General features: G+C 64.3%; 13 protein-coding genes. 4 read left to right on the forward strand and 9 right to left on the reverse strand.

The genetic code is table 11. The annotated features are described in order from the left end of the window. Positions 1 to 60 precede the first annotated feature (60 nt). From OZ411_RS12180 to OZ411_RS12195, 4 genes are all read right to left on the reverse strand, one after another. Positions 61 to 2,034 carry an acetyl-CoA carboxylase biotin carboxylase subunit gene (locus tag OZ411_RS12180; protein WP_282528133.1) on the reverse strand — a complete coding sequence of 658 codons (1,974 nt, stop codon included), beginning with the start codon at positions 2,032 to 2,034 and terminating at the stop codon, positions 61 to 63. Further along, complete coding sequence (locus tag OZ411_RS12185) at positions 2,031 to 3,647, reverse strand: acyl-CoA carboxylase subunit beta (RefSeq protein WP_282528134.1); 1,617 nt, start codon at positions 3,645 to 3,647, stop codon at positions 2,031 to 2,033. Before OZ411_RS12185 ends, OZ411_RS12180 begins: the two co-directional genes overlap by 4 nt. Positions 3,648 to 3,787: 140 nt before the next feature. Next, entirely contained in the window at positions 3,788 to 5,392 is a 1,605-nt protein-coding gene (locus OZ411_RS12190) for an AMP-binding protein (protein WP_130581971.1), read from the reverse strand. Between the two features lie 140 nt (positions 5,393 to 5,532). Beyond that, the gene (locus OZ411_RS12195; RefSeq protein ID WP_130581970.1) at positions 5,533 to 6,399 is read right to left on the reverse strand and encodes a 3-keto-5-aminohexanoate cleavage protein; all 867 of its coding nucleotides are present in this window, start codon (positions 6,397 to 6,399) and stop codon (positions 5,533 to 5,535) included. A gap of 197 nt (positions 6,400 to 6,596) precedes the next feature. Here OZ411_RS12195 and OZ411_RS12200 point away from each other — a divergent pair, with 197 nt between their 5' ends. After that, positions 6,597 to 7,439, forward strand: a complete 843-nt coding sequence (locus OZ411_RS12200; protein WP_130581969.1) for a universal stress protein — start codon at positions 6,597 to 6,599, stop codon at positions 7,437 to 7,439. A 143-nt stretch (positions 7,440 to 7,582) separates the two neighbouring features. On the opposite strand, the gene OZ411_RS12205 is transcribed toward OZ411_RS12200, so the two are convergent. The 4 genes from OZ411_RS12205 to OZ411_RS12220 form a co-directional block, all read right to left on the reverse strand. Continuing rightward, complete coding sequence (locus tag OZ411_RS12205) at positions 7,583 to 8,389, reverse strand: helix-turn-helix domain-containing protein (protein ID WP_130581968.1); 807 nt, start codon at positions 8,387 to 8,389, stop codon at positions 7,583 to 7,585. A gap of 240 nt (positions 8,390 to 8,629) precedes the next feature. Continuing rightward, entirely contained in the window at positions 8,630 to 9,286 is a 657-nt protein-coding gene (locus OZ411_RS12210; RefSeq protein ID WP_130581967.1) for a glutathione S-transferase family protein, read from the reverse strand. Position 9,287: 1 nt separating this feature from the next. Beyond that, positions 9,288 to 10,451, reverse strand: coding sequence for an acyl-CoA dehydrogenase family protein (locus OZ411_RS12215; protein ID WP_282528135.1), 1,164 nt, complete (start codon positions 10,449 to 10,451; stop codon positions 9,288 to 9,290). A gap of 140 nt (positions 10,452 to 10,591) precedes the next feature. Then, positions 10,592 to 11,728, reverse strand: coding sequence for an acyl-CoA dehydrogenase family protein (locus OZ411_RS12220; RefSeq protein ID WP_282528136.1), 1,137 nt, complete (start codon positions 11,726 to 11,728; stop codon positions 10,592 to 10,594). A gap of 209 nt (positions 11,729 to 11,937) precedes the next feature. On the opposite strand from OZ411_RS12220, the gene OZ411_RS12225 reads away from it, so the two are divergent. From OZ411_RS12225 to OZ411_RS12235, 3 genes are all read left to right on the forward strand, one after another. Then, complete coding sequence (locus OZ411_RS12225) at positions 11,938 to 13,485, forward strand: long-chain fatty acid--CoA ligase (RefSeq protein WP_282528137.1); 1,548 nt, start codon at positions 11,938 to 11,940, stop codon at positions 13,483 to 13,485. 96 nt (positions 13,486 to 13,581) lie between these two features. Beyond that, positions 13,582 to 14,805: an ABC transporter substrate-binding protein gene (locus OZ411_RS12230; protein ID WP_282528138.1), complete on the forward strand. Its 1,224-nt coding sequence runs from the start codon at positions 13,582 to 13,584 to the stop codon at positions 14,803 to 14,805. Between the two features lie 223 nt (positions 14,806 to 15,028). After that, positions 15,029 to 15,739 carry a DUF1614 domain-containing protein gene (locus OZ411_RS12235; RefSeq protein WP_282528139.1) on the forward strand — a complete coding sequence of 237 codons (711 nt, stop codon included), beginning with the start codon at positions 15,029 to 15,031 and terminating at the stop codon, positions 15,737 to 15,739. Between the two features lie 11 nt (positions 15,740 to 15,750). On the opposite strand, the gene OZ411_RS12240 is transcribed toward OZ411_RS12235, so the two are convergent. Further along, positions 15,751 to 16,512, reverse strand: coding sequence for a helix-turn-helix transcriptional regulator (locus OZ411_RS12240; protein ID WP_282528205.1), 762 nt, complete (start codon positions 16,510 to 16,512; stop codon positions 15,751 to 15,753). Between the last annotated feature and the right edge of the window lie 64 nt (positions 16,513 to 16,576).

Raw genomic sequence — 16,576 nt, forward strand, 5'->3', positions numbered from 1 at the left:
GGAGCACACCACAGAGGCCTGTGGTTATGGGTCCCGGGTCAAGCCCGGGACGACGTGGGGTTAGGCCGCCGCTTCGATCTCCATCACAATGCGCCCCGTCGTCACCTGTTCGCCCTCGGCGACGTCGATCGCTGACACCGTGCCGGCGACGCCCGCAGTGTGCACATGCTCCATCTTCATCGCTTCCAATGTCATCACGGGCTGGCCGGCGGCAACCTGTTCGCCCGGCTTGACCAGCACCGCGACGACGCGGCCGTTCATGGCGGCGCGGACCTTGCCATCACCGTTGGCTCCGGCGGCGGCTTCGGGCAGCGCCAGCGTCAGGTCGCGGACCGCGAGCGTGACGTCGTGATTCAGGATGTAGAGACGATCGCCATCGCGCAGGAATTTTGCGCGCGCCATGAGGCCGTTGGTGCGATAGCGGATCGCATCTAGGCCGAGTTCGTCGATCTCGAAACGATGCTTGTGTCCCGCGACATCGGCGACATAAGAGCCGTCGCGCTCGCGCACGATCTCGACTTCGCGAAGGCCGCGGCCGAGATCGATGCGCAATCCGAGCGGAAACGTCGCGGCAAGCGAGCGGCCGCTCCGCCACGGCGGCGCGTGCGGATTGGTGACGTAGAGAAGCAGCGCCGCGAGCGCCGCCTCCGCGCCCTCGTCCGCGCGTGGCGTCAGCAGCTCGCTCCGATGCGCTGATATAAACGACGTCGTGGCCTCGCCCTTGGCGAAGGCCGGATGGCGCAGGCAGGAGATCAGGAATCCCTGGTTGGTGGTGACGCCGAAGGCTTCGACCTGCTCCAGTGCGACGATCAGCTTGCTCCGCGCTTCGCGCCGATCGGCGCCATGGCTGATGATCTTGGCAATCATAGAGTCGTAGAACGGCGGGATTTCCGATCCGGACTGCAGCGCATGCTCGACGCGGACGCCTTCCGGCATCTGCCAGCGCGCCATCCTGCCCGATTGCGGCATGAAATCATGGTCCACATCCTCCGAGCACAACCGTACCTCGATCGCGTGGCCGGAGAACGTGATGTCTTCCTGCTCCACGCCGAGCGGCTCGCCGCGGGCGACGCGCAACTGCAGTTCGACCAGATCGAGCCCGGTGATCGCCTCGGTGACGGGATGCTCGACCTGCAGGCGCGTGTTCATTTCCATGAAGTAGAAATCGCCATTGCCGTCGAGCAGGAATTCCAGCGTGCCTGCGCCCTCATATCGGAGCGCCTTCACTGCCTGGACCGCGACCGCGCCCATCCGCGCCCGCAACTCGGGCGACACCGCCGGCGACGGCGCCTCCTCGATCAGCTTCTGGTGCCGCCGCTGCACCGAGCAGTCGCGCTCGCCGAGATGGATCGCGTTGCCATGGCGGTCGCCGAACACCTGGATCTCGATATGACGGGGATCGACGATCGCGCGCTCGAGAATAACCGTTGCATCGCCGAATGCACCGAGCGCCTCCGAGCGCGCGCTGCGCAGCGCATCCGGGAACAACGCGGTGTCGGAGACCAGCCGCATGCCGCGCCCGCCGCCGCCGGCGACCGCCTTGATCATCACGGGAAAGCCGATGCGCCTCGCTTCCGCCAGCATGATCCCTTCGCTCTGGTCGGCGCCCTGGTAGCCGGGCACGCAGGGCACGCCGGCCTTTTGCATGATCTCCTTGGCGCCGGCCTTGTTGCCCATCGCGCGGATCGCCTCCGGCGACGGACCGATGAAGACGAGGCCAGCGTCGCGGCAGGCTTGCGCGAATTCCTCGTTCTCGGCGAGGAAGCCGTAGCCGGGATGCACAGCGCCGGCTCCGCTGGCCTTGGCGGCGGCAATGATCGCATCGATCCTGAGATAGGATTGCGACGGCAGCGCCTCGCCGATACGCACCGCGTGATCGGCCTCACGTACATGCAGTGCATCGCGGTCGGCGTCGGAATAAACCGCGACCACTCCGTAGCCGAGCTGCCGCGCGGTGCGCATGATCCGCAGCGCGATCTCGCCCCGATTGGCAATCAGGATCCTGTAGAACATCCCGCCCCCTTCACGACTCATGGCCGCGCCACCGAGAGCTGCATACGCTGAGGATTGCGCGCTTCCGCCTCGCGGCATATCGCAAGCACCTCGGCGAGCACGCTGCGGGTGTCGCGCGGATCGATCACGCCGTCGTCGAGCACGCGCGCGCTGGTGGAGAACACGTCCATCTGGCCGTCGAACACGCCGATGATCTCGGCCTTCATCGCATCCAGTCTCTCCTTCGGGATCGGCTTGCCGCGCCGTGCGGCAGCGGCTTCAGTGACGATCGCCATCGTCTCGGCGGCCTGCTCGCCGCCCATCACGGCGGTCTTGGCGTTGGGCCAGGAGAAGCAGAAGCGCGGATGGAAGCCGCGGCCGCACATGCCGTAATTGCCGGCGCCGAACGAGGCGCCGCAGTAGATCGTGATCTGCGGCACCGTCGCCGACGTCACCGCCTGGATCATCTTGGAGCCGTGCTTGATCATGCCGGCCTCCTCATAGGCTTTGCCCACCATGTAGCCGGTGGTGTTGTTCATATAGAGCAGCGGCGTGCGCGACTGGCAGCAGGCCTGGATGAAATGCGTCGCCTTGTTGGCACCGGGCACATCGAGCGGGCCGTTATTGGTGATGATGCCGATCGCCTGCCCTTCGATGCGAGCATGGCCGCAGATCGTGGCCGGACCATAATTGGCGCCGAACTCGGTGAAATCGGAGTCGTCGATGAAACGGGCAATGGCCTGGCGCATGTCGACGGGACGCTTGTGGTCCATCGGCATGATGCCGAGCAATTCTTCCGGATCATGGCGCGGCGGCTTGAACGACGCGCTCGCGGGCTTCGGCCGGTCCCATTCGAGACCCGACATGATGTCGCGCGCGATCCGGATCGCATCGCGGTCGTCTTCTGCGAGGTAGTCGCCAAGGCCGGAGATCGAGGTGTGCATCTCGGCGCCGCCAAGCTCCTCCTCGGTCGCGATCTCGCCGGTTGCGGCTTTGAGGAGCGGCGGCCCGGCCAGGAAAGCGCGGGTGCGGCCGCGCACCATCACGATGTAATCGGAGAGCCCGGTCTGATAGGCGCCGCCCGCGGTCGAAGACCCATGCGTCACCGTGACCACCGGCAGGCCGGCCGCCGACAGCCGCGCGAGGTTGCGGAAGATGTTGCCGCCTCTGACAAAGTCCTCGACGCGGTAGCGGAGAAGATTGGCGCCGGCGCTCTCGACGAGCTGCACATAGGGCAGCTTGTTCTCCAGCGCGAGTTCCTGCACCCGCAGCGTCTTGTCGAGGCCATAGGGCTGCAGCGCGCCGGCATCGATGCCGGCATCATTGGCGCTGACCATGCAGCGGATGCCGGAGACGAAGCCGATGCCTGCGATCAGCCCGCCGCCGGGCACGCTTTTCTCAGCGTCCGCGACGTCGAACATGTAGCCGGCGAGCGTCGACAGTTCGAGGAAGGGCGAGCCGGGATCGAGCACCAGCGCCACGCGTTCGCGCGGCAAGAGCTGCCCGCGCTTGTGGAAGCGTTCCTTTGCGGCCGCGGATGCGGCGCGGGTGCGCTCCTCCAGCGCCCGCATCCGGGAGATCAGCGCCAGCATGCCGTCGCGATTGGCCTGAAACGCGGCGCTGAAGGGCGAGATGGTGTTTTCGATGATGGCCATGGATCAGCCCTCTCCGTCATTCCGGGGCGCCCCTCTTGGGGCGAGCCCGGAATCCATGGGACCGCAGACGCTCGTGGAGAAATGGATTCCGGGCTCGCGCTTCGCGCGCCCCGGAATGACAGGTATGTTCCTGGTAAGCATCACGCGCTTTTCGCTTCCGAGAAATACTCGCTATACGTCTGCCGCAGTTCGACCTTGCGCAGCTTGCCGGTCGCGGTCATCGGCATCTCCTCGAGAATACGCACCAGTTTCGGTACCTGGAAGCCGCCGAGATGCTTTCGGCAATGCTCGATGATACCGGCCTCGTCGGCCACGGCATTCGGCTTCAGCTTGACGAAGGCGGAAACGGCTTCGCCCCATTGCGGGTGCGGCAGGCCGACCACCGCGGCGTTCTGCACGGCGGGGTGCGCGAGCAGCGTCTCCTCGATCTTCACGGAAGCCACGTTCTCGCCGCCGGACTTGATCATGTCCTTCTTGCGGTCGAGGAACAGCACCTCGCCATTCTCGTCGATCAGCGCGAGATCGCCGGTGTGATGCCAGCCGAACTTGCGCGCCTCTTCGGTCGCCTTCGGATCCTTGTAATAGCCCATCATCACGTTCGGCCCGCGATGCACGAGCTCGCCGATCTCGCCGCGCGGCTGCAGATTGCCATTGTCGTCCATGATCGCGGTCTCGTTGACAACAAGCGACTCGCCCCAGTAATTGCCAAAACGACTAAGCTGCACTTCCGGCCGCGACATCGTGGTCGCCGGATACATTTCGGTCTGGCCGCTGGTCAGCACGAAGTTCGGGCAGAGGTCGGCGATGGCGCGTTCGAGCAGCGGCTTGCCCATCGGCGCCATGGTGTAGATGCAGCAGCGCAAGCGGGAAAGATCGAATTCCCGCCGCCGCGGATGGTCGAGGATCGCCTGGTACATCAGCGACAGCCCGACGAAGACGGTGAGCTTGTCACGGACGATCGCCTCCATGCAGACCACAGGATCGAAGCCGCGCATCAGCGCCATCCGGCCGCCGACCGAGAGATAGCTGAGCAGCAGCACATGGCCGGCGCAGTGGAACAGCGGGAATTGACCGGTGATGCCGTCATCGCGCGAGAGCTGCATCTCGACGCAATTGCTCATCACCGCCATCACCACCGCGAGATGGCAGTGCATCGCGCCCTTCGGCCGCGACGTCGTGCCGGAGGTGTAGATGATCATGGCGAGATCGCGGTCGTTGATCTCGATCTCGGGCTCGGTGTTGGACTGGCCCTCGATGAGATCGTTGAAATTCTCGAGGCCGGTCGCCGCGACTTTTCCGGCAAGATCGATCGCGACCATCTCAATGCCGCGCTGTTCCAGCGCCGCGCGGCGTTCGGCTTGGGCATGCAGATTGTCGTCGATCAGCGCGAAGCGGACTTCGGCATGGCCGAGGATGTAATCCATGTCCGATGGCCCGAGCATGGTGTTGATCGGGACCCAGACCAGGCCGGCGCGATGAATGCCGAACAGCGCTTTGACGAATTCGACCGAATTGTTGCAGATGGTCGATATCTTTTCGCCCGGCTTCAGGCCGCGCTGCACGAGGTAGTTGGCAAAGCGATTGGCGTCGCGCTCGAGCTCGGTGAAGGTGACCTGACGCGCGCCGTCGGTGAGCGCGACACGATCCGGGAAGCGCCGCGCCGCACGCTTCAGGAGATCGCCGATCGCCACCCGGCCGATCTGCCCCGACCCCGGCACGCCGCCGGTTGCTGCGAGATTGTCCATTTGGTTCCCCTCCCTCATGTCTCGTCATTCCGGGGCAGCCCGCAGGGCTGAGCCCGGAATCCATCGGGCCGCAGGCGCTTGCGGCGAAATGGATTCCGGGCTCATCGCTTTGCGATGCCCCGGAATGACGGCGTGGCGGCTCAGTGCCTCACCCCGAACATCTGCCGCGCTTCAGCGGGGCTGGCGATCTCGCGCCCGGCCTTCCGCGCGCAGGCGGCGATCGCCTCGATCAACTGGCCGTTCGAGGTCACCTTGGTGCCATCAGCCAGATAGAAGGTGTCCTCCAACCCGGTGCGCAGGTGCCCGCCGAGATCGGCGGCATGCTGATGCAGCGGCCAGATCTCGTCGCGGCCGATCGCGGTGACCTGCCAATGCGCGTCCGGCGCCTTCAACTTCAAGAGGATCGGCAGCAGTTCCGGATCGGCAGGCATGCCCGAGGCGACACCCATCACGAAATTATATTCGAGCGGGCCGGAATACATGCCGGTCTGCCGATACATGCCGACGCAACGCACGATGCCGACGTCGAAACATTCGAATTCGGGAATCGTGCCGGCGTCCTTCATCACGTCGAGATAGTCCTGCACCTTCTCGACCGCGTTATCGAACAGCATCGGCGGCCAGGCCCAGGTGTTGTCGGCTTTGACCTTGAGATAGTTCAGCGAGCCGGCGTTGCAGGCGGCGATCTCGGGCTTGGTTTCACGGACACAATCGAGCGCGCCCTGGTAATTCGGGCCCGAGGTGCCCGTGGTGTGATTGATGATGACGCCCGGGCAGGCCTCGCGGATCGCCTGCTGGATCTCCTTGCTGACGCCGACCTCCCAGGACGGCAGATGGCCCTTGCTAGGTGCCTGCTGGCGCAGATGGATATGCATGATGCTGGCGCCGGCGTTGAAGGCCGCCTTGGCCTCGCGCGCCATCTGTTCCGGCGTCACCGGCACGTTGTGCTGTTTTGGATCAGTCAGCACGCCGTTCAGCGCGCAGGTGATAACGGCCTTCTCGCTCATGCATCCCGTCCAAAGTGTTTGAATGGCTCAGTTTTTTGCATGATGCGGGATTTGGCCGGTGCCCTCTTGCGTTGACTGGCTATTGCTGCGGCGGCAGGTCGGTTGCCGTGGCAATAGCGCGCATCGAGGTTTGCTCTGAATCAAATCCTGACGCCTCGGCGGGGCTATGAGCTTCCTTAAATCCTGGGAGACACGACATGGCCTACAAAGACCTCCTCTTGACGCTCGCGAGCTACCCCGAAACGGCTCCGCCATCGGCGATCGATCTTGCGAGCGATTTCGCCGCCGCGATCGGCGCCAAGATTTCCGCGATCGCCTGTAAGATCCGCGTCGCCGTGCCCGGCAGCTTCCTGAGCCCAGCGCTGCTCGACGTTCCCGGAATGGCTGCAACCGATGAAAAGAAATCTCGCCTTCAGGCTGAGGCTTCGCTCGCCGCGTTCCAGGCCGCCGCGGAAAAGCGCGGCGTCTTCGAGGAGCGCATCCTGGAGCGCTGCCTGACGTCCGAGCAGCGCGAGTTACTGGTCGAATATGCGCGGCTTCGCGACCTCACCATCATTCCGGTCCAGGACAATGCCCTGTTCGGCGCGTGGAACGCGGAGCCGATTATTTTCGAATCCGGGCGCCCCGTCCTGCTGCTACCGCAAACCAGCCGCAAGCCGTTCGCCCTGAATACGGCGACGGTGGCCTGGGACTTCAGCCGTCCGGCTGCGCGCGCAGTCGCAGATGCACTGCCGCTGCTTAAGCAGGCCAAGCGCGTCCACATCGTGACGGTGACCAACGAAAAGCGCATCGACACCAAGCGGTCCGGTCCGGAACTTGCGAAGCATCTCGCCCGCCACGGCGTCGAGGTGATCCTTGACACCGTCGATGCCGCGGGCCGCACAGTCGCGCACGCGCTGGAGGCGGCGCTGACGAGCCATGACAGCGACCTTCTGGTCATGGGCGCCTTCGGCCACTCCCGCTTCCGGCAATTCGTGCTCGGCGGCGCCACGCTCAGCATGATGTCGCACCCGCCGCTGCCCGTGCTGCTTTCGCATTGATAGATCACGCGGTATGGGTCCGGCCTTCGCCGGGATGACGCCTCGTAGGGTGGGCAGAGCGAAGCGTGCCCACCATCAACATTCCGCACGCAATGGTGGGCACGCTGCGCTTTGCCCACCCTACGACTGCGGCACGACTGGGGCTAGGACGCGGCCGCCTCCGTGAACGATCCGCTGCTGCGATAGATCGCCAGATCGCGCGAGCCGGAGAAGATCGCGCGCGGCTTCAGGCCGTAGAAGCGGCGGATCGAGTGGCTGAAATGGGTGGAGTCGGGGTAGCCGATGTCCTGCGCGAGATGGGCGAGGTTGATGTCCTGATTGGCGAAGTGCAACAGATGCCGCGCCCGCTTCCAGGCGCGGAAGGAACGGAACGAGATTCCGGTCTCCTCCTTGAACAGATGCAGGAAGCGCGAGGGCGACAGCGAGGCATCCGCCGCGCAATCCGCCGCCGTCACCGGTTCGCCGGAGAATTTGCCGATGCGCGCGATCGCGCGCACCACGCGCGGGTCGAGCCTACGCTGCGGCAGCGCCTGGCCGAAGCACATGATGTCGAACTCGGCGTTCGAGAGGTCATCGCTATATTGCCGCCGTCCCAGCGCGGCATAGGCGGCGCGGATGCGGTCGGCGTAGAACTGGCTTTCCGGGCCCATCAACTGTCGGGCAAACGATTCGAGCGCGCCGACGCGGACGCTTTCGGGCTCGATGGCAACGCAGATCGCCGAGCGATAGTCGCTCGCGATCGTATGCCGCAGGTTCGGCATGGTCACGACGAGGTCGCCATAGGATTCCCGGCCGTCGCTGGTCGCAAGGCGCAGGCCGCCCTTGATCGCGACATAGACATGGAATGCGCCCGGACAGCGCTCGCGCGGGCGGCCGAGCAGTCCGGCATAGAACACGCGCTCCGGCGTGATCAGCATCAAATGGCCTACTTCACGGGCCTGGTCGTCCATGGTGGTTCCTCCTCGCACGGCTCTTCCCGGCCGCTGCGGCGCCAACCATAGCCGAAATCCGGCTGAAGTCACCGTTACAAATGGGGCAAGGAAACGGCTCTCGCCGTCATTGCGAGCCACCGGGTCGGCGCGTAGCGCCGCCCGATGACAGGCTCCGCGAAGCAATCCATGCCACCACGAGTGGAGAGATGGATTGCTTCGTCGCTGTCGCTCCTCGCAATGACGGTTGGGGCGGGCGCGTTACCCACGCACCCGCGGCGCGACGTTTTGCTCCGCGCCGGCCTTGCGTTCCGCCGCGACCGCCCGCTGGTATGCCTCGCGCTGCTGCAACGTTGCCCAATAGGCTGCGACATTGGGACCGAAATCCTTGGCGAGCCCGATATTGTCGGCGAGCCGCAGCGCATAGCCGATGGCGATGTCGGCGGCGGTGAAACGGCCGGCGCACAGCGTCTCGGCCTTGCCGGTCGCCGCCTCAACGGCGCGCAGGCGGCCGAAGAACCATTTGGCGTAGTCGCCGACGACCTGCGGATTGCGCCGCTCCTCCGGCTCGAGCTGGCCGTAGCGAAGCACCAGGGTCTGCGGAAAGGTCAGCGTCGCGTCGGAAAAATACATCCAGTTCAGGAAGGCGCCATAGGCCGGCTCGTCGGGTCCGACGATCAGCGGTGTCGGGCCATATTTGGTACCAAGGTAATGGCAGATGCCGGACGACTCCGTCATCCGCGTCTCGCCATCGATCAGGAAGGGAATCGTGCCGAGCGGATTGAGCGCGAGATAGTCCTTCGCGAACACGCGCGGCGGGAACGGAAGCATCTTGAGCTCGTAGGGCAATCCCATTTCCTCGAGCATCCAGAGCGGCCGGAACGAACGCGCGGCTTCGCAGTGATAGAGCGTGACCATCTCAGGCGTTTCCTTTTGTAGCCGGCAGCGTACCCATCATCTTGCATAGCACCATCAGCATCACTTCGTCAGCGCCGCCGCCGATCGAGGTCAGGCGGCTGTCGCGATAGGCGCGACTCACCGGGGTTTCGTTCATGAAGCCCATGCCGCCCCAATATTGCAGGCAGGCGTCGGTGAGTTCGCGCCCGAGCCGGCCCGCCTTCAGCTTCGCCATGGTGGCGAGCCGGGTGACGTCCTCGCCCGCGACCAGCGCCTCGCCGGCACGATAGATCAGCGAGCGCAACAGCTCGACCTCGGTCTGCATCTCTGCGAGCTTGAAATGCACCACCTGGTTGTCCAGGATCGAGCCGCCGAACGCTTTCCGATTGCGGGTATATTCAATGGTTTCGTTGATCATGAACTCATGCGCCTTCAGGCAGGCGGCGGCGCCCCACAGCCGCTCCTCCTGGAACTGGATCATCTGGTAGGTGAAACCCTTGCCTTCCTCGCCGATCCGGTTGCGCTTGGGCACCCGGACGTTATCGAAGAAAATCTGCGCGGTGTCGGAGGAGCGCATGCCCATCTTGTCGAGCTTTCGCGCGATGGTGACGCCCTTGCTCTTCATCGGCACGCAGATCAGCGACTTGTTGCGATGGACCTGGCCGTCGCTGGTGTTGGCGAGCAGGCAGATCCAGTCTGCTTGCGTGCCGTTGGTGATCCACATCTTGCCGCCATTGATGACATAGTCGTCGCCGTCGGAGCGCGCATTGGTCTTGATCGAGGCGACATCGGAGCCGGCACCGGGCTCGGAGACGCCGATGCAGGCGACCTGATCGCCCGAGATCGCCGGCACCAAGAACTCGCGCCGCACCTCGTCGGAGCCGAACCGCGCCAGCGCCGGTGTCGCCATGTCCGTCTGCACCCCGATCGCCATCGGCACCCCGCCGCATCTGATGGCCCCTAACTCTTCCGCCATCATCAGCGCATAGCTGTAGTCGAGCCCCTGGCCGCCGAATTCGACGGGCTTGTTGAGGCCGAGGAAACCGAGACTGCCGAGCTTCTTGAACAGCTCATGCGCGGGGAAGATGCCGGCGTCTTCCCAGTCGTCGACATAGGGGTTGATCTCGGCGGCGATGAATTTCTGCAAGGCGCGGCGGGGTTCGTCGTGGTCGGCGGTGAAGATCATGCTGGTTCAGGCTCCAATCGGTGTTCTTGGTCGGCCGTCATGGCCGGGCTTGTCCCGGCCATCCACGCCTATCCGGTCACGCGGGACCAAAGACGTGGATGCCCGGGACAAGCCCGGGCATGACGGTGGTGTGTTCCTCGTCACAATCCCATCTGGCGGCTGGCGAGATCCTTCATGATTTCCTCGGTGCCGCCGCCGATGGCGTTGACCTTGACCTCGCGGTAGATGCGCTCGACCTTGATGCCGCGCATGAAGCCGGCGCCGCCGAAGATCTGCACCGCCTCCGAGGCGCAGAACGCCATGGTCTGGGTCGCCTGGTTCTTCATCATGCAGATCTCGGCGACCGGGCTTTCGCCTTGCTCCAGCCGCCAGGCCAGCATCTCCAGCATCGCTTGCGACGCTGCGACCTTCTGCGCCATGTCGACGATCTTGTGGCGGATCACCTGGTGCTGGGCGATCGGCTTGCCGAAGGTCTTGCGCTCCTTGGCGTAGGCGATCGCCTCCTCGAGGCAGACGCGCGCGTAAGCCGTGCAGCTTGCCGCCATGCCCATGCGCTCGCTGTTGAAATTCTGCATGATGATCTTGAAGCCCTGCCCCTCCTCGCCGATCAGGTTTTCGGCCGGCACACGGCACTCGTCGAAATGCAATGTCGCCGTATCGGACGCCCACCAGCCCATCTTCTTCAGCTTGGTCCGCGACAGGCCGGGCGTATCGCCCTCGATCAGAAGCAGGCTGACGCCGCCGGCGCCTTCGCCGCCGGTGCGCACGGCGACCGTCAGATAATCGGCGCGCACGCCCGAGGTGATGAACGTCTTCTCGCCGCTGACGATGTAGTGATCGGCGTCGCGGCGCGCCTTGGTGCGGAGGTTGGCGACATCGGAGCCGCCGCTCGGCTCGGTGATCGCGAGCGCGGAAATCTTCTCACCCGACAACACTTCCGGCAGCACCCGCGCCTTGACGTCGGCCCTAGCGGCGCGCGCGATCGGCGGCGAGCCGATGGTGTGGCTCATCAGGCTCGATGAGATACCGCCGGCGCCGGCCCGCGCCAGTTCCTGCGACGCCACGATCTTCATGAACTGGTCGGCAGGAATGCCGCCATATTCCTCGGGAAAGCCCAGCCCCAATAGACCGATCTCGGAGGCCTTGCGATAGAGCTCGCGCGGAAACTCGCCCGCTTCGTCCCACCCATGGGCGTGGGGCTCGATCTCCTTTTGCACGAATCGGCGCACCGCCTCGCGAAAGACCTCGTGCTCGCTGGTGTAGAATGGGCTCGCCATCCCCTTGCTCCGTCGACTCTGGTGGCCGGAACGATGTCCGGAAATCGCCAACCTAACTTGCGTCGAGTGGCTGCCGGCGGCGAATGGGCGCCGATCCTACCCCCGGTCCAGCCACTAAACGCAAGACAGATTCCGGCCCCGGCCCGTCCACTGGCGCTCTTGCGGATCATGATCAGGCGGCGCCAGACCGCCCACCGTGGGAGGGAAATTTGCCGGTTCGTTACTACGACTGGATCGCCCATCATGGCCGGAGGACGCCTGACAAGGTCGCGATGGTCGACCTCGGCAGCGGCCGCCGCTTCACCTATGCGCAATCCGACGCGCGGATCTCGAGGCTGGCCGCGCATTTGCGCGATCAGCTCAAGGTCGCGCGCGGCGACCGGGTCGCGGTGCTGGCGCTGAACACCACCGATACACTGGAGGTGCAGTTCGCCTGCGGGCGGCTCGGTGTCGTGTTCCTGCCGCTCAACACCCGCCTCACGGTGCCGGAATTGCAGTTCATCGTCGGCGATGCCTCGCCGAAAGTCATGATCCATGACGGCGATCTCGCCGAGACCGCGCTCAGCGTCGCCAGGCTCTGCAACATATCATCGACACTGCGGCTCGGCCCTGACGGCTCCTATGAAGCCGGCATCGCAGCGGCACAGCCGATCGAGACGTTCGAGCCTGTCACGCTCGATGACATCTCGACCATCATGTACACCTCGGGTACGACCGGCCAACCCAAGGGCGCCATCATCACCCACGGCATGACGTTCTTCAATTGCGTCAATCTCGGCGGCCTCGCCTACATCTCGCCATCCTCGGTATTCCTCTGCGTGCTGCCGCTGTTCCATACTGGTGGGCTCAATTGCTACACCAACCCGGTGCTGCATGCCGGCGGCACCGTCCTGATCATGCGCAACTTCGATCCCGGCGAGGCCTTGCGCCTGATCAGCGATCCCGCTGAGCGCATCAACGTCTTCTTCGGCGTGCCCGCGATCTACCAGTTCATGGCGCAGCATCCGTCGTTTGCGAGCGCCGATTTCGGCCGGTTGATGATCGGCGGCGTCGGCGGCGCGCCGATGCCGGTGCCGCTACTCAAGGTGTGGGAAGCGCGCGGCGTGGCGTTGCAGCAGGGCTATGGCATGACCGAGACATCGCCCGCGGTGATGGCGCTCGATCGCGAGGATGCCGCGCGCAAGGCAGGCTCCGCCGGCAAGCCGGTGCTGCACACGGAAGTGCGGATCGTGCGCCCTGATGGCACCGACGCTGATGTGGGTGAACTCGGCGAGCTCTGGGTCAGGGGCCCGAACATCACGCCGGGCTACTGGAACCGGCCCGACGCCAACGCCTCCTCCTTCACCGACGGCTGGCTGCATACGGGCGATGCGACGCGTGTCGACGAGGAAGGCTTCTACTACATCGTCGACCGCTGGAAGGACATGTACATCTCCGGCGGCGAGAACGTCTATCCGGCCGAAGTCGAGAACGTGCTGCACCAGATTGCTGCGGTCGCCGAGGCCGCCGTGATCGGCATTCCCGACGAGCAATGGGGTGAGGTCGGCATGGCGATCGTCGCGGTGAAGCCGGGGCAAACGCTGACGCCGGCGGACATCCACGCTCATTGTGCGGCCAATCTGGCGCGCTTCAAATGCCCGCGCACAATCGAATTCGTCGAGGCGCTGCCGCGCAATGCGACCGGCAAGATCCACAAGCCGACGCTGCGCAAGCAATTCGCCGAGCAGAAGCCGACCGATCTGGCGCAAGCTTCGTGACATAGCGCGCTAACAGGTTTCGCCGCCGCCTGCCGGGACCGGCGGCGATTGTCGTGCGTTCGTCCCCAACCACAAAAAGCCCGAGGAAATTGCTTTATGCAGAACAAGACAATCGCTTTGCTTGCCGCTGTCGCGGCCTTCTCCCTGCTCTCAACTCAAGGCGCGCTTGCGCAGAAAAAATACGACACCGGCGCCTCCGACACTGAAATCAAGATCGGCAACGTCGAGGCCTATAGCGGCCCGGCTTCGGCCTACGGCATTATCGGCAAGACCGAGGAAGCCTATTTCAAGATGATCAACGATCAGGGCGGTGTGAACGGTCGCAAGATCAACTGGATCTCCTATGACGACGGCTATTCGCCACCAAAGACGGTGGAGCAGGTCCGGAAATTGATCGAGGGTGATGAGGTGTTCCTGGTGTTCAACGCGTTGGGCACGCCGACCCAGACCGCGGTGCAGAAATATCACAACGCCAAGAAGGTGCCGCAGCTCTTCCTCGCCACCGGCGCCAGCAAGTGGAACGATCCGAAGGATTTTCCCTGGACCATGGGTTTCCAGCCGAGCTACCGGGTCGAGGCGAGAATCTTCGCGAAATACATTCTCAAGAACAAGCCGAACGCCAAGGTCGCGATCTTCTATGCCAATGACGATTTCGGCAAAGACTATCTCGCAGGCATCAAGGAGATCTTCGGCGACAAGGGATCGAGCCTGATCGTGGCCGAGGAGAGCTACGAGACCACCGAGCCCTCGATCGATTCCCACATCGTCAAGCTGAAGGGCACCGGCGCCGACGTCTTCGTCAACATCGCGACGCCGAAATTCGCCGCGCAGGCGATCAAGAAGATCGCCGAACTGGACTGGAAGCCGATGCACCTGATGACGGACGTCTCGATCTCGATCGGCGCCGTCATGAAGCCGGCCGGACTCGATGCCTCCGAAGGCGTGCTGTCGGCGGGATATCTCAAGGATGCGTCCGATCCGCAATGGAAGGACGATGAGGGCATGAAGAAGTTCATGGCCTTCATCGACAAATACATGCCGGGCGCCAACATCTCCGACGCCAACACCGTTTACGGCTACGCCGCGGCGCAGACCTTGGTGCAGGTGCTGAAGCAATGCGGCGACAATCTCACCCGCGAAAACGTGATGAAGCAGGCCGCAAGCCTGAAGGATTTCGCACCGGATACGCTGATCCCCGGCATCAAGGTCAACACCGGCCCGAATGATTTCGCCCCGATCGAGCAGCTCAAGATGATGCGCTTCACCAAGGGACAATGGGAATTGTTCGGCGACATCATCAGCGCCGAAACCGGCGGTTAGTCGTCTACGAGTCATTCCGGGACGCGAACCCGGAATGACAGTTCATCAATCGGCGGTTCGTAGCTCGGGTGGAGCGCAGCGCAACCCGGGAGATGCCCGCCGAACGGCTCGACCGGTCCCGGATTGCGCTGCGCTCCATCCGGGCTACAGGCATCGTCATCCTTGAGATCGTGTGGACGGCTCCCCACTTCAACGAGTGGCCCAACAACGCGAGCCGCCGATCGTGGATAGCCAGATGCACTATCTGCCGATGACGCCGGGATCGTTTTCGATCCTGGTGTTCCTGGCGTTGGTGCTGGTGATCCTGATCCAGCTCCGCATTCTCCGCTATGCCTATCTGAGCCTGGGCGTCAGTCCGGGAGCGGCGTTCCTGCTGCTGTTCGGTTCGCTGCTCGGCAGCTATCTCAATATTCCGATCACGGAATTGTCGGGACCGCCCGTGAGATCGGGCGAGGTCGTCGACTTCTTCGGCATGCGCTATGTCGTGCCGCTGGTGACCGCGCCCAGCACGATCCTCGCCGTGAATGTCGGCGGCGCGGTGATTCCGACATTCATGTCGATCTATCTGGTCGTCAGATACGAGCTCTGGGTCAGGGCCGCGATCGGCACCGCCATCATCGCCTTCATCGTCCATTCGCTGGCAACGCCGGTGCCGGGTATAGGCATCGCCGTGCCCGTGTTCGTGCCCGTCGTCAGCGTTGCGATCATCGCGCTCGTACTCTCGCGTATATATGCCGCGCCGCTCGCTTATATCGCAGGATCGGTCGGAACGCTGATCGGCGCCGATATTCTCAACCTGGACAAGATCGGCAGCCTGGGGGCGCCCATCGCCTCGATCGGCGGTGCCGGCACGTTTGACGGCGTGTTCCTGACCGGCATTCTCGCCGTGCTGCTCGCCTCCGTCGTTTCGCCGTCGCCGCTGCGGCGTGCCTGATCGGCGCGACGCTAACCCGGCAGAAAAATCGCGAACGGCTCGTCGATGGTGCGGCGGAGGTGCTCGCGGTAGAGCGCGTAGTTTTCATCGTCCGGTGACACCCGCCCGACCGAGGGATTGGCGATATTCTTGATCGGCACGAATGCAATTGGTGCAGCGATCGGCGTCAGCAGCGAGCCGCGGCCGGCGAGCAATGTCGTGATGATGCCGTACATCTCGCCGGTGTTGCGCGGCCTGGACACCGTGATCAGGCGATGCTGGCCGTGCCGGTTGGTGACGAGATAGACGAAGCCGGACTGATTGGGCACGGCGACTTCGCCGAACTGGGTGTAGGCGGCATCCAGCCGTTCGCCTTCGCGAAAAATCAGCGACGAGACGGCGTCGTCCCAGGCGATCTCGGTGCGATAGGCATAGACCGCGTCCTTGGCCCCGAAGGAGGGCCTGACCGTGAGATAGGTGCCCTCGATCCACTGCACCGCCCGCCGCGAATACGCCCCTAACCCGTCGGGCGCGACTTCGCCATTGGCCACCGGAATCGCCGGCGCCGGCTGGACCTTGCGCAAGGAGACGCCGAGCGCCTGTTCCAGCCGCACCGTGGTCTGCAGCGTGAACGGGCGGCGCCCGCCCAAGACCTTCTCCAATGTCGAGAGGCTGAGCTTGGCCTGCTCGGCCAGCGCCTGCCGCGAGATGCGCCGGCGCGCCAGTTCCTCGCGGATCAGCTCCGCGATCTGCCGGCTTTGTTCTTCGGAGAGCTGCTTGTCCGGCGTCGGCATCGTCACCCCATGCTGATTCACGCCGACTCTACCAGACCGCACATTTCAGCACAAAACCGCACAA

The organism is Bradyrhizobium sp. Arg237L, from assembly GCF_029990105.1.
Classification (GTDB): Bacteria; Pseudomonadota; Alphaproteobacteria; order Rhizobiales; family Xanthobacteraceae; genus Bradyrhizobium.